Source organism: Moraxella sp. CTOTU47618 (genome assembly GCF_032017425.1).
In the GTDB taxonomy this organism is placed as follows: domain Bacteria; phylum Pseudomonadota; class Gammaproteobacteria; order Pseudomonadales; family Moraxellaceae; genus Faucicola; species Faucicola tetraodonis.
In genome coordinates this window covers 68494-80691 of sequence record NZ_DALZPW010000009.1, presented here as the reverse complement: position 1 = coordinate 80691, position 12198 = coordinate 68494, and the positions used below count along the sequence as shown (strand labels likewise).

At 44.1% G+C, this 12198-nt stretch carries 14 protein-coding genes; 4 read left to right on the top strand and 10 right to left on the bottom strand.

Annotation, left to right across the window (positions count from 1 at the left end; all coding sequences use genetic code 11):
- Nucleotides 1-126: 126 nt before the first annotated feature.
- Entirely contained in the window at nucleotides 127-1275 is a 1149-nt protein-coding gene (locus RTS09_RS08345) for a metallophosphoesterase (protein ID WP_312536030.1), read from the bottom strand.
- Between the two features lie 519 nt (nucleotides 1276-1794).
- Between RTS09_RS08345 and nadB the strand changes: the two genes are divergently transcribed.
- On the top strand, nucleotides 1795-3492 hold the full coding sequence (nadB, locus tag RTS09_RS08340; RefSeq protein WP_312536027.1) for an L-aspartate oxidase: 1698 nt from the start codon (nucleotides 1795-1797) through the stop codon (nucleotides 3490-3492).
- Between the two features lie 51 nt (nucleotides 3493-3543).
- On the opposite strand, the gene RTS09_RS08335 is transcribed toward nadB, so the two are convergent.
- Nucleotides 3544-3816 carry a helix-turn-helix domain-containing protein gene (locus RTS09_RS08335; protein WP_065253608.1) on the bottom strand — a complete coding sequence of 91 codons (273 nt, stop codon included), beginning with the start codon at nucleotides 3814-3816 and terminating at the stop codon, nucleotides 3544-3546.
- Nucleotides 3817-3872: 56 nt separating this feature from the next.
- Here RTS09_RS08335 and RTS09_RS08330 point away from each other — a divergent pair, with 56 nt between their 5' ends.
- A complete protein-coding gene (locus RTS09_RS08330; RefSeq protein ID WP_065253607.1) occupies nucleotides 3873-4133 on the top strand; it encodes a hypothetical protein in 261 nt (86 codons plus the stop codon).
- 154 nt (nucleotides 4134-4287) lie between these two features.
- Nucleotides 4288-4506 (top strand): hypothetical protein, encoded by a 219-nt coding sequence (locus RTS09_RS08325; RefSeq protein WP_065253606.1) that lies wholly within the window; start codon nucleotides 4288-4290, stop codon nucleotides 4504-4506.
- Nucleotides 4507-4526: 20 nt separating this feature from the next.
- Here RTS09_RS08325 and tmk read toward each other — a convergent pair whose 3' ends face one another.
- From tmk to RTS09_RS08305, 4 genes are all read right to left on the bottom strand, one after another.
- A complete protein-coding gene (gene tmk / locus RTS09_RS08320) occupies nucleotides 4527-5171 on the bottom strand; it encodes a dTMP kinase (RefSeq protein WP_312536021.1) in 645 nt (214 codons plus the stop codon).
- Nucleotides 5172-5183: 12 nt separating this feature from the next.
- Nucleotides 5184-6485, bottom strand: a complete 1302-nt coding sequence (gene mltG / locus RTS09_RS08315) for an endolytic transglycosylase MltG (RefSeq protein WP_312536018.1) — start codon at nucleotides 6483-6485, stop codon at nucleotides 5184-5186.
- An 86-nt stretch (nucleotides 6486-6571) separates the two neighbouring features.
- Complete coding sequence (locus tag RTS09_RS08310; RefSeq protein WP_312536015.1) at nucleotides 6572-7513, bottom strand: aminotransferase class IV; 942 nt, start codon at nucleotides 7511-7513, stop codon at nucleotides 6572-6574.
- A 59-nt stretch (nucleotides 7514-7572) separates the two neighbouring features.
- The gene (locus tag RTS09_RS08305) at nucleotides 7573-8319 is read right to left on the bottom strand and encodes a hypothetical protein (RefSeq protein ID WP_312536012.1); all 747 of its coding nucleotides are present in this window, start codon (nucleotides 8317-8319) and stop codon (nucleotides 7573-7575) included.
- Between the two features lie 241 nt (nucleotides 8320-8560).
- On the opposite strand from RTS09_RS08305, the gene aroE reads away from it, so the two are divergent.
- Nucleotides 8561-9379, top strand: coding sequence for a shikimate dehydrogenase (aroE, locus tag RTS09_RS08300; protein ID WP_312536010.1), 819 nt, complete (start codon nucleotides 8561-8563; stop codon nucleotides 9377-9379).
- Between the two features lie 135 nt (nucleotides 9380-9514).
- On the opposite strand, the gene RTS09_RS08295 is transcribed toward aroE, so the two are convergent.
- The 4 genes from RTS09_RS08295 to folP form a co-directional block, all read right to left on the bottom strand.
- On the bottom strand, nucleotides 9515-10222 hold the full coding sequence (locus RTS09_RS08295; RefSeq protein WP_312536007.1) for a YidB family protein: 708 nt from the start codon (nucleotides 10220-10222) through the stop codon (nucleotides 9515-9517).
- Between the two features lie 169 nt (nucleotides 10223-10391).
- Nucleotides 10392-10913 carry a hypothetical protein gene (locus RTS09_RS08290; protein WP_312536005.1) on the bottom strand — a complete coding sequence of 174 codons (522 nt, stop codon included), beginning with the start codon at nucleotides 10911-10913 and terminating at the stop codon, nucleotides 10392-10394.
- Between the two features lie 9 nt (nucleotides 10914-10922).
- Nucleotides 10923-11189: an FAD assembly factor SdhE gene (locus RTS09_RS08285; protein ID WP_065253600.1), complete on the bottom strand. Its 267-nt coding sequence runs from the start codon at nucleotides 11187-11189 to the stop codon at nucleotides 10923-10925.
- A 50-nt stretch (nucleotides 11190-11239) separates the two neighbouring features.
- Nucleotides 11240-12118: a dihydropteroate synthase gene (gene folP / locus RTS09_RS08280; protein WP_312536002.1), complete on the bottom strand. Its 879-nt coding sequence runs from the start codon at nucleotides 12116-12118 to the stop codon at nucleotides 11240-11242.
- Nucleotides 12119-12198 lie beyond the last annotated feature (80 nt).

Here is a 12198-nt window from a genome sequence, read left to right as displayed (position 1 = left end):
AAGCGCTTTGATAGCAAACGCAAGTTTCTCCATTGCTGTAGCAAAACAGGTTATAGACCCCACTTAACCTGATAATAAGGCAATGACTGGTTTACCCTGATTAGTCGGATTGTTTAATGGGATTGGTTAAGTATTAGCCGTTTGAACTTGGATGGTTAGCACATCAATGGTAGGGGGACAATTAAAACGAAACGGCAACCCTGTCATGCCAATCCCAGTATTCACCCATACTTGGTAGCGTTTGCTGGGTTTGTTAGCCGCATTGAGTGCTTTGGGATGATAGTCGGATTGTTTGGGTATATCGGGTTGACGTAACCCTGCCGCCAGTTTATTGCCTGTCAATGCTCTGACCATCAGCGGTGTCAATACAGGTATATTGACCTGCCCCCCATGCGTTTGCCCCGCAATCACCAACGTATCGTTGTTGGCGTCACTTAAGGTTCGTGGATTGGCTTCTAACTGCTTGATATCATGGGTGGCAATGACTAATGGCTGCCCCGCGCTGCGCTGCTGTTCAATCACGCGCGGTAAATCCATTGTACTGCCATTATGAATGCCTATGATTTTTATCCCTGCAATATACAAGCCTTGCTCAGGCAATAATTGAATACCGAAGGTTGGTAAGATGTGCTTTAACTGCATATTGCTAGCAGGTTCGCTATTTTGCGCATCATCGATAACCTGCTGGGTATCGGCATCGCTAAGGACGGTATAGCAAGGCTTGTTCAGCGTTTTAAATGGGCTTAGTTGGGCATCCAAAGTTGTCGCTTGATATAACCAATCACCCAAAATAAGCACCGCATCAACATCTAAGCGATTAAGGCATTTTACCAAACGCGCTAACTGATGGGGGTTAGAAAATATACCAATGTGGATATCACTCAGCACCGCAATTTTTGCAGCTTGTCGTTTGATAGATTGTGATAATGGCGCAGCCAGTGAAATATCGGTCGCAGGTTGATAGGTCGCAGATACGGTCAAATTGATTGAAAAATGCGAAACGCGCAGCCGATTGGGCTCAACCCAGCTCATATAGATATACAACAAGGATAACGCGATAAGCAGCCAGTAAATAATTTGGTTGTCATACAGCAGTTGCACGTTTGCCCACACCAACAACCAAACAAACCAATAGCGCGCGTAGAAACTGACCAGTTGCAGCAGGATTTGCAGATTATCTGTTCGCGCTTTGAGTTGCACGGTTTTTAGGCACGACCATAGGATTACCAAGACGGCAATGAGCGCTCCAAGATGACCTAGCCAACTGCCAATCATGCTACCACCCATATCAAGCGTTACCTAAATTTACTGAATAATCAATAATTTGCATGACAAATACGTATAAAAAAAGCGCCCATTATAAATGGCAATGATGAATATGACAATTTAAACTATCATCATATCGCAAAAAATGGATTAACAGCTAGGCGAGTTTTTTGTATTAAATTGCTTTAAAAAACGCCTGACTTTGCATTTTCCCCCATTGTCTGTCAGCGACGGCAAAACAAAGACGAGCGCGTTTGCATACGTCGTACCCTGTTTAGCCTTAACCATGGGCTATTTAGATGGGCTAGCTACTTAAAAAACAAACCATAGAAAAAATCCGCCATCATTTATAAAAGCTGATATGATAGCTTATTTTCCCATGGCTTTTTAACCATAGCCTTTTAACCATAGCTTTTAAAATAGCCTTTTAAACACAGCCTTTTAAATGTAGCACGGTGACCCAATTTGCTCAGCGCTTGCTTAGATTTTTTGGCTCTTTAACTCATTAATTTGAAGGACGTCAGCGTTATGACAGCAAGCGTTAATGTGTCAAACTCCCCTATCAAAGAAACTCTCCAGCCGCAAGCACAGGCTAACCATCGCCACGCGTTTGATGTGGTGATTGTCGGCAGTGGCGGCGCAGGTTTATCGTTAGCTTTATCCTTGCCAAGCCATCTATCGATTGCGGTTTTGGCAAAAGACAAGCTCACCGAAGCCAGCACTTTTTATGCCCAAGGCGGCGTGGCAGCAGTACTATCGGATGATGACTCGGTTGATGAGCATGTCGATGATACCTTGATTGCAGGAGCAGGTCTTTGCCATGAAGATGCGGTACGTTTTACGGTAGAGCATAGCCGAGAAGCGGTGGAGTTTTTGCTCAAACAAGGTGTCAAGTTTACCTTGGATGAGAACGAAACCTTGCACCTGACCCGTGAAGGTGGTCATACCAAACGTCGTATCATCCATGCGGCAGATGCCACTGGGGTGGCCATTTCTACCTCGTTAGCCAAACGTGTCAAACAATGTCCGAATGTCAAACTGTTTGAGTATGTCGCTGCCATTGATGTCATCACCACCCATAAACTTAGCAAACACAACTACAGTCCGATTAGCGAGCCCAATCGTGCCGTGGGGCTATATGCGCTTGATTTGAATACCAATCAAGTGCTGACCTTTACCGCACCCTTTATCGCCTTAGCCTGCGGCGGGGCATCAAAAGCGTATTTATATACATCCAACCCAGATATTGCTACGGGGGATGGTATCGCGATGGCATGGCGGGCAGGTTGCCGCGTTGCGAATTTGGAATTTAATCAGTTTCATCCTACTTGTCTCTATCATCCAGAAGCGCGTTCGTTTTTAATCACCGAAGCCATGCGCGGTGAAGGTGCCTACCTGCGCCTGCCAGCAACCAAAGAACACCCAGAAGGTGAGCGTTTTATGCTTCGCTTCGATGAACGGGGTGAGCTGGCACCGCGTGATATCGTGGCTCGCGCCATCGACTTTGAGATGAAGCGTTTGGGAATACGTCATGTTTGGTTAGATATTACCCATCAAGAACCAGCCTTTATTAAAGGTCATTTCCCTATGTTATATGAGCGGCTACTAGAGCTGGGCATTGACATGACCCAAGATAAAATCCCCGTGGTACCCGCCGCTCACTACACGTGTGGGGGGGTGATGGTCAATGAAAACGCCCAAACCGACGTGTTCAATCTGTATGCCATGGGCGAAACGTCCTTTACGGGTCTGCATGGTGCCAATCGCATGGCGAGTAACTCGCTGTTAGAGTGTTTTGTGTACGGGATGAGTGCAGCGCGTCATATTGCCGCTGCGTTTGCAGAAAATCGCGTTCCCCCCATTCCTACTATCCCTGATTGGGACAGCCAAGATGTGGCCGACCCTGACGAAGAAGTCATCGTGCTGCAAAACTGGGATGAGCTGCGCCAAAGCATGTGGCACTACGTTGGTATTGTGCGCTCGGATAAACGCCTGCATCGTGCACTCAACCGCATTTTATTGTTAAAACAAGAAGTAAATGATTACTACGCCAACTTTGTGGTGAGTAAAAATCTGATTGAATTGCGTAATTTGCTGCTAGTCTCTGAGCTGATTGTGCGCTCGGCGCTACGTCGCCACGAATCGCGCGGACTGCATTACAACAAAGACTTTCCGCAAACTTTGCCAGTCGCGGCAGACGTGATTTTAACCCCATCTATGCCTTAATTTTGCTTTAAGTTACCAATTAATGAAAAGGTGCGTTTATCGTACCTTTTTTCATTCAATAGTGGCAATTAATGTATTTGCTTTTATCTTTAAAATGTCACTAAAGTGTATCAATTCAATGACATCGAGTTTGCGTTCTTTATTTTCAATTTTAGCGACATAAGACTGTGGTTTTCCAAGTAAGTCAGCAACTTGTTGCTGGGTTAGCTTGGCTTCTTTTCTCGCCTTTATCAATGCCTTAATGAGCTCATCATATATCGGTTGGTGAATTGTTTTCGAAATAACATATAAAATGTTTACAAATAGATTGATGTTTTTAAACATTTAAGCAATAATCCCATTTTAGGATAATTCTATTTTGGGATATTTGGAGGGTTAGAATGAAAACATTTTTTAGAATAGTTGTGTTCCTACCTATCTTCGCCTTGGTAGGCTGTGCCAGTAAGGTAGAAAAAGAGTTTATGCAAGGATGTAACTATGCTACAGGCGGCATGGGAGAAGATGTATGTAAGTGCGTATATGACAAAATTGAAGATGATTACGGTGAAAAAGTCCTAGAAAAAATGGGCGAAACAGGCTATGTACCTAATGATTTTAATGACAAATTATTTAAGTATGCTGCCCAATGTGACAAAAACTAATCAAATCAATTAAGGATTAAGAAGTGAGATTTATTATTGGCTTAATATTACTAGCTGGATTTTGGATATGGCTTCTTGGATTTGGTGGCATTTTCTTTGTACTTGGTTTATGGCTATTTATTGGATTAATTAAATTTTTATTGGGAGTTAAATAATGAAAAATTTGAAATCATTGCTATTTGCTATTTATTTCAGCATTGGCTTTATTTATACAATTTATAGTACTTTCTTCGGTAAATATCATTACAAAGGCTTTGCTTATAATTTGGGGCGTGGGTTAATCTGGCCTGCAACCATGTTTCCATCAGTGGGACAGTTTATTGGAGGCTTACTTATCATTGCATTTGTAGTATGGATTACTTTAAAGAAATAATGGGTAACCCCCATATTTCACTAGCCTATATTAATCTCACTCAAAACTTTTGCCAACACTTCATCAGGTGTACCCTGCGCATCAATGCGTTTGACGCGCTGCGGTTGCTGCGCTGCTTGATAAGCAAATCCTTGATGCACCCGCTCAAAAAACGCTAGCTGATTTTGCTCAAAGCGGTCTAGTTTGCCGCGATTTTTGGCACGGCTCATCCCTTCTGTCACCGGTAAATCTAGCCAAATGGTCATATCTGGCATTTTTGCCACAAACTGCCTAATCAATAATTCAATTTTGCTAAGTTCTGCCCTATCGCCCCGTTTGCGCCCAAACCCTTGATAGGCAATGGTGGAATCGGTAAAGCGGTCGCACAGCACCCATTTACCCTGAGCGAGCGCTGGTAAAATCACTTGCGCCACATGATCGGCACGTGCCGCAAACATCAATAAGAGTTCACTGTCCTCTGTCATGGTGGTTGCAGGGTCAAGTAACATGGCGCGTAACTGCTCAGCAAACGGACTGCCGCCCGGTTCACGGGTCTGGATAAAGTCGATGCCTTGCGCGGTCAAATGCGCTGCGACATTGGCAATCAAGGTGGACTTACCCACCCCTTCGGTACCTTCAAATGAGATAAATTTTTGGCTAATGGGGGCTTTTGCGGCTGTTTGCATGGGTATCGTTTTTTACTGACCTAATTGGCTGTTTTGGCTGGCGCGTTTTTCACGCATCACCCGCAGATAATCTTGCACCGCTTGGTTATGGTCTTCTAAATTACTGGTAAATTTATGACCGCCATTGCCCGTTGCCACAAAATATAGCGAATCGGTTTGATTTGGGTGGAGTGCCGCTTTAATGGATGCAATACTTGGCAAGGCAATCGGTGTCGGTGGTAAGCCGTCAATCTGATAGGTGTTATAAGCGGTTTTTTCTTCAAGGTCAGATTTGCGAATATTGCCATCGTAACGATCGCCCATGCCATAAATCACGGTGGGGTCGGTTTGCAGGCGCATGTTTTTCTTCAGACGATTAACGAACACGCCTGCCACTTCACCACGCTCGCTTTCGACACTGGTTTCTTTTTCAATAATCGATGCCATAATCAGCGCTTCATACGGTGTTTTGTACGGCAGATTGGCTTGGCGATTGTTCCAATTTTCCATCAGCGCTTTGTGTTGACGGGTAAATAAATCCGTTAGCACTTTTTTATCGCTACTGCCTTCATTGAAATAATAGGTGTCCGGTGAGAACCAACCTTCAAGGTTGCCATTCGGGTGATAGTCAGCAGGGATATTGAGCCCAAGTTTGTCAACGTCAACTTTGCTACCATGAATAACTTCGTTTTTAATCCCTTTGTTGTCCATCAAATGTTGATATAACTCTTTGGCTGTTTTGCCTTCAATGATTTGCACTTTGATAAAAGCGACTTTTTCACCTTGTTGTAGCATGGCTAAATAATTGGCAAAACTTGGATTTTCAGGCAGTTGATAGACCCCTGGATGAAGCGGTTTATCCACCGTCATTTTGATATATAGTTTGGCAAGTGGCGCGACGAACAGCTTTTTCTTTTTATCCCAGTCGTCTACCAGCGCATAGTAGGTTTGACCTTTATTGATAGTCACCATCTGCTTTGGTTGGGTGATAGTGCCATATAAGGTGTTATACCAAGCAAATAACAACCAGCCTAGCACCAATACAATAAACCCCACTAGCCCCAGTAGACGGTATTTATTTTTTTTGTTTCTACCGGTGATGTTGTCATTGAATTCTCGCGTTGAACGATTAATCAGGCAAGCATCGTTAATATTGACGTTGTTACTATTATCGTCTTTGCTGCCCTTATCTTTGATATTCTTGTCTTTGCTATGATTGTCCTGCAATTGAGAGTCTGGAATATCCGCGGCGTGAGGGACGTCATTGGGCTGAATAGGATGATGCTCAGAACCGTCTGAGTTACTAGCCATATTATTATCAGATTGGTCGTTCATAGAGAAAGCTTATATTGACTCAATTAGCGAGAATTTAACAATTAATGACAAAAATAGCAATTTTTTTTAGTTACCAGCAACAGGATTTAAGTGAATTTTTGCGCATAGATTGGGGTCAAATCAAGCGCGGTTGACTGCCCATTAGGTAACACCAATGCTTCAATGGGCAAAATCCCGCGTACAGCATTGCAAAAGAACAAGCTTGTGATATTGGCTAACTCCTCGCTGGCTAAATATCGCTCCTTATGCGCCCTATCGGACTGGGCAAACTTAGCCAATAGCACCTGCCGCATCACCCCTTTGACGCCCGAACGGTTGATGGGCGGTGTGTACCACACGTTTTCATGATTAAGCTGATAAAACACATTGCAAAAAGTACCTTCTACCCAATGCCCCATCACATCTTGCACCAGCCCATCAATCATTTGTGCATTTTGGGTTTGGTGCTGCCACAGCTCGTGACTTGTCATCACTTTATCTTGGGCGTTTAGTAGCTTAAGTCCTGCCAAGGGTTTTGGTAGACACGCAATTTGCTGCGTAAGACAAATCGCGGTAGCGGCAGGTTGGATGATAACTTGATTGGCCTGCTGTGATAATGGCTTATCCGTGGGCATAAGCTTAATAAAAGCGTCAAATTCAGAGTTACAAAATCCATAGCCTTTGATAGGTTGGTTTTTTCGGCAGACTATCAGCTTGAGCATACCGTGATTGAGGGTTTTAGCAAAATTGGCTAACTGGCTATTAAAGTATGCGCGGATAGTGTGATTGGGGGATTCTAAATTGGCGGCGTCTAAATTGAAGGCGTCTAAATTGGCTGCATCTAAGTCCGCGTTGGTTAAATTGAGTTGTAACGCATGGGCACTCTCGTCGATTCTATCTAAGTGGTAACTGAGCCAATTGATTTGTCCTGCAACCACCGCCATGGTGGTACAGAACCCATCACCATACGCTATGACCCGTGAATCAATATCGATAGCGGTGATTGGCGTTTGCTTGGCATACTGAGCATCAGATAATGAATACCACATGGTTATTTGGCTACTTGATTAAATTAATAGTTAACTGTATACAGTGAAAGCCGCATCAATTAGCCGCTTTTTTTAGCGGTTTTGGCGGTGACAGTGGGTTTTCTGACCACCAAATCACAATGATAATTGTCACAGCGTGCTAATTCTACCAAAATTCCGTGGTAGCTCGTATTTTTAATCGGCTGTCCTTGCACCATGTGGGCAACAATGTCTGAGCCATCTTGCCCAAACCAATGCTGGGTCAGGTGAAACGCTGTTTTGGCATGCTGGATGCTGATGTTTTTAACGCTGGCATTGTCATAGGCACTGGCATAGTACCACTGTAACTCGATATACATAGGCGAATCAAGCAAATCAAAGTACGGCTCACTGGTTTTGGCAAAACTATATTTACTTGCCACATTGCTTCGGTAGTCCAAACTTTGCTTATCAATGCTGATAGGTTGACCTAACAGTAACGTCACAGCTTCGGTATCGTGGATACTGACTTTGTTTGCCAGCGTTTGTTGCTGCCATTGATTGATGGGATAGACCACAGGCGTTGGCTGCGAGGTAGGGTTGATAGACGGACTGGTGGCTGTGGTCGATGCGATAGTGCTAGCGGTCACACTGGCATTGCGTTGTGAGGCGATTTGTTTGACCTTATCACAGCCAGTTAAGGTGAGTGTTAGAATAATGCACCCCCCGCCAAGATTTTTTGGCCAAGTGGGTTTATTTTGGGTAGCGCCTTTTTGAGTAGCGCCTATCGGATGTTCTGAGCAGTTTTGACGCGGTAAAAAAAGCGGTTTGCGGGCAATTAGCTTCATTGTGTAGTGTATAACGGGTTGGTGTGGATAGCGCATTGTAACAAGGCATTGACAGCAGTTAACAGTATGCTTTTGTTGTTATTTTTAGCCGAATCGATGAAATGCTACGCTTTACATCCACCCAATCATAACCTAGCCAATCAAAACCTAGCCAATCAAAACCCAGCATTGATATAGCAGCTACAGTTATTGTAAAGTGAGGGGAATTGGTAATTTTGCTCATCGTATTATAGGTTTTCCCATGTCATCAATTCCTGATTCAAACGTCCGTTATCATTGCATGGTAATCGGCAATCCGATTGCCCATAGCAAATCGCCTGATTTGCACCAAGCCTTTGCCAAACAAACTGGCATCACCTTGTCTTACCAACGCCAATATTGTCCCAACGATGTCGACAGCTTTACCGCTGTCATCGAAGCATTTTTTGCAGGTGGTGGCACAGGGGCAAATGTGACCGTACCTTTTAAAGAGATGGCATTTTCGCTGTGCCAGCAGCGCGGTGAGCTATCTGAATACGCGCGCTTGGCGGGTGCAGTCAATACCCTTGCCCTCAAAGCGGGCAAACTGTATGGCGACAATACCGATGGTCGCGGTTTGGTGGCGGATTTATTGTCGCAAGGCGTCAGGTTAAAAGACGCAAATGTTGCTATTTTGGGGGCAGGTGGGGCGACTCGTGGCGCGATTTTGCCGTTGCTAGATGCGCAAGTAAAATCGCTGCATATTGCCAATCGCACAGTAGAAAAGGCAGAGAATTTAACCCGATTATTTGATACCGATAAGCTCACCTTTTCAAGTTTGACGGATTTGCCCAACGATATTGAGGTGATTATCAATGCAACGTCGATAGGTCTAAGCGGTGACACCTTGCCGTTCGCTAAGGATATGACGGTCGATTTTGCCTATGACATGATGTATGGCAAACCATCCGCGTTTTTGGACTTTTTTAAAGCGAAACATGCCAAAACCTCGGATGGCTTGGGAATGCTGGTTAATCAAGGGGCATTAAGTTTTGCGCTTTGGACGGGTAAACAAGTCGATTTGACGAATTTTCAGTTTTAGCTTTCTCATAAAAAAGCACTACGCACTCGCCTACGCTTTAGATAAAATAGACAAAACCAAAATTTGCCCAAGAGAGCGCAGGAAAACCCAATAAAAAAAGCCAGTTTGTCACTAGCTTTTTTTAGTCATACTAATTTAGCGATTCGCATTTCCTAATTGCGATAAAATATCACTGATTTCTTTGTTGGCCTGGCTCTCAGTTTGGGTATCGCCATTTGGCGTCAAACTATCAAATAACTGTGGCAAAAGCTCCGCCATACTTTGACGGACTTCACTTTGGTCGACACCAGTTTGTGACGCAACTTGCGCCAACTCATCATTATCAAATAGCTGATTGATATCATTAGCATCCAGCGGTTGGTTTGATTGATGCGCACTCATCCAAGAGTTGGCTTGATGCCCAAATCCCATATTTTGGATTTTATTAAAAGCACCTGATAGACCCCCATTACGCTGAATAAACATTAACGCGATTGGCAACAAAGCCGCCATTAACATACCCTTACCACCAAAGCCACTTTGACTTTGTGGAAATTGGTTCATACCTACGTTATTGCCTATACCACCGCTTAGGCCGCCGCCCATGCCTCCCCCTAGCACGCTACCCAGCACTTGTCCTAGCACGCCACCTTGGGACATACCTTGATTTTGGTTCATTGCCATACCGATGATATCATCCAAACCAAAACCATTTGACTGCATTTGTGGCTGCTGCATCCCGCCGCCTAAAACATTACCAAAAATATTCCCTAGGCCGCCCATATCTGCTTGGCTTTGACCGCCCATTTTGCTTTGAATGGCATTTTGCGCCACTTGTGTTACTAGACTTGTTAATAGACCCATGGTCATTCCCTTTTATCTTTTTCAATGATTGTCGTATATCACCAATAATAATGCACTGATGCACGCCCATTGCCAACTGCACTTAAGTTCAAGCTAAAATGCGCAGTCGCCTCAACACTTGGTTGATTTAATTGTAGCAATATTGAATATAACTTATATACCATTTTTGTTATCGCTCCAGCGTGTTCGCTAGCACCTTAAATTGCCGCCATGTATCGCGGTCCACTTGGTCTTGCCAAATGGTTACGCTGATTTTAGCTGGCGCTGATTCTATCAAGCCAAATGTTAAAATCACCAAGCACCCCATATCAGCGATGCCCAGCAAATTTGCCTGCCACACCGCTTGTTTACTCTGTCTAGGCACTTTGACAACCCCACGTACCCACTGGATTTGCCAAGTTAAAAAATCAAAGTTGTCATAAGGTGAGGTTTGATTGTTAGTTTGCGGTTTGGCGTGTAACGATGAAATAGCCAATAAGTGACAACTGGATATTTGCCCTAACCAAAGACTGGCTATAGCGACCATACCTAGCAAAAGTTTATAAATAAGCGCCAAAGGTACGAGTGCCAAAATGCCAACAACCACCCATAAACAAGCTCCCCAAAGCAGTTTTTTATCCACACTGGGTTTGAGCGTGGCATCAATATCAATAAATGCGGTGTTATGACGCGACAAGTAGCGCTCGTTCATCTAAATCAATTAAGAAGAAGCTTTTAATGATTTGAGCTTGGCTATCAAATCAGCAAATTCTGGCTTGGTCGGATGATTGTGTAAAAACCAATCCAGCAAATCAGGATCTTCTTCTTTCACCAATTCTGCAAAAATTTGCTGCTCTCGTGAGTCGGCTTTTAGATAGTGCGCTCTCACATACGGGTCAAAATAATAATCGAGTTCTTTTAGACCGCGTCTGGCACGATAGATGACTTTGCGCTGCTCTAATGTAGGTTCTGGCTGATTGTCACTCATGATAAATCCTTGTCGTTGCGCGTTAAATTCATGTATTTTTTTACCTGTTATTAAGCTTTTGCCTGTTGCGTCGCTTGCCACATCGCAAGCCCTGCTTTAGTCGCTGCTACATTATGGGTGCGCAAGATACACGCCCCTTGCTGCACAGCAAATAAGGCTGCAACCATACTAGCAACATCTCTATCGGTAGGGTCATGGGGTAGATTGGCTGACTTGAGGACTTCGCCAACAAAGCGTTTACGGGATAATGCCACCATGACAGGTAAGTTAAACCTATGCAACCGATAAAATTCATTCAGCCATGCCAGATTTTGCTGGGCGTTTTTGGCAAAGCCAAACCCTGGGTCAATGATAAGATTGTCACGTCTGACCCCACCCGCTATAACCTCATCAATGCGCTGCTGTAACTCAGTAATAACATCGGTATATAAGTCTTGATAATCATCTAGCTGATTCATGGTCGTTGGCTCACCGCGCATATGCATGAGCATGACAGGGATATCTAGTTTGGCAGCGGTAGCAATGGCATCGGGGCGCGTCAAGGCTCGTACATCATTCCAAATTTTGGCGCCGACTTGACTGGCGAGTGTCATCACGGTCGGGCTACTGGTATCGACCGACACCCACACTTGCTCACCAAAGTTATGATTAATCGCTTCAACCACTTTGATGACGCGGTCAACTTCTTCTTGCTCACTCACAGGGCTGGCATTTGGGCGAGTAGATTCACCACCCACATCGATAATCGTCGCCCCGTCTTTGATCATCTGCTCGGTATGACGCAAGCCTTGGTCGATATGATTATATCGACCACCATCAGAAAATGAATCTGGGGTGACATTTAAAATACCCATGATATGGGGATTAGATAAATCGAGCGTTTGATTATGATAATGAATGGCAAAGTTGGGAATGGGCTGTAACTGCATGATGTCCACAATGATTGCTAAAATTTTTTACTATTTTAAGTGAAAAACAAAAAAACCGCTATCAAGTTGGTAGCGGTTTT

Bases quoted from the DNA above. Each gene is read 5' to 3' on its own strand.
- RTS09_RS08330 (WP_065253607.1), top strand. From the start codon at position 3,873: ATGAAAACATTTTTTAGAATAGTTGTGTTCCTACCTATCTTCGCCTTG.
- RTS09_RS08285 (WP_065253600.1), bottom strand. From the start codon at position 11,189: ATGAGTGACAATCAGCCAGAACCTACATTAGAGCAGCGCAAAGTCATC.
- RTS09_RS08305 (WP_312536012.1), bottom strand. From the start codon at position 8,319: ATGAAGCTAATTGCCCGCAAACCGCTTTTTTTACCGCGTCAAAACTGC.
- RTS09_RS08310 (WP_312536015.1), bottom strand. From the start codon at position 7,513: ATGTGGTATTCATTATCTGATGCTCAGTATGCCAAGCAAACGCCAATC.
- RTS09_RS08290 (WP_312536005.1), bottom strand. From the start codon at position 10,913: ATGAACGAGCGCTACTTGTCGCGTCATAACACCGCATTTATTGATATT.
- folP (WP_312536002.1), bottom strand. From the start codon at position 12,118: ATGCAGTTACAGCCCATTCCCAACTTTGCCATTCATTATCATAATCAA.
- RTS09_RS08295 (WP_312536007.1), bottom strand. From the start codon at position 10,222: ATGGGTCTATTAACAAGTCTAGTAACACAAGTGGCGCAAAATGCCATT.
- RTS09_RS08335 (WP_065253608.1), bottom strand. From the start codon at position 3,816: ATGTTTAAAAACATCAATCTATTTGTAAACATTTTATATGTTATTTCG.
- aroE (WP_312536010.1), top strand. From the start codon at position 8,561: ATGTCATCAATTCCTGATTCAAACGTCCGTTATCATTGCATGGTAATC.
- RTS09_RS08345 (WP_312536030.1), bottom strand. From the start codon at position 1,275: ATGATTGGCAGTTGGCTAGGTCATCTTGGAGCGCTCATTGCCGTCTTG.
- nadB (WP_312536027.1), top strand. From the start codon at position 1,795: ATGACAGCAAGCGTTAATGTGTCAAACTCCCCTATCAAAGAAACTCTC.
- tmk (WP_312536021.1), bottom strand. From the start codon at position 5,171: ATGCAAACAGCCGCAAAAGCCCCCATTAGCCAAAAATTTATCTCATTT.
- mltG (WP_312536018.1), bottom strand. From the start codon at position 6,485: ATGAACGACCAATCTGATAATAATATGGCTAGTAACTCAGACGGTTCT.
- RTS09_RS08325 (WP_065253606.1), top strand. From the start codon at position 4,288: ATGAAAAATTTGAAATCATTGCTATTTGCTATTTATTTCAGCATTGGC.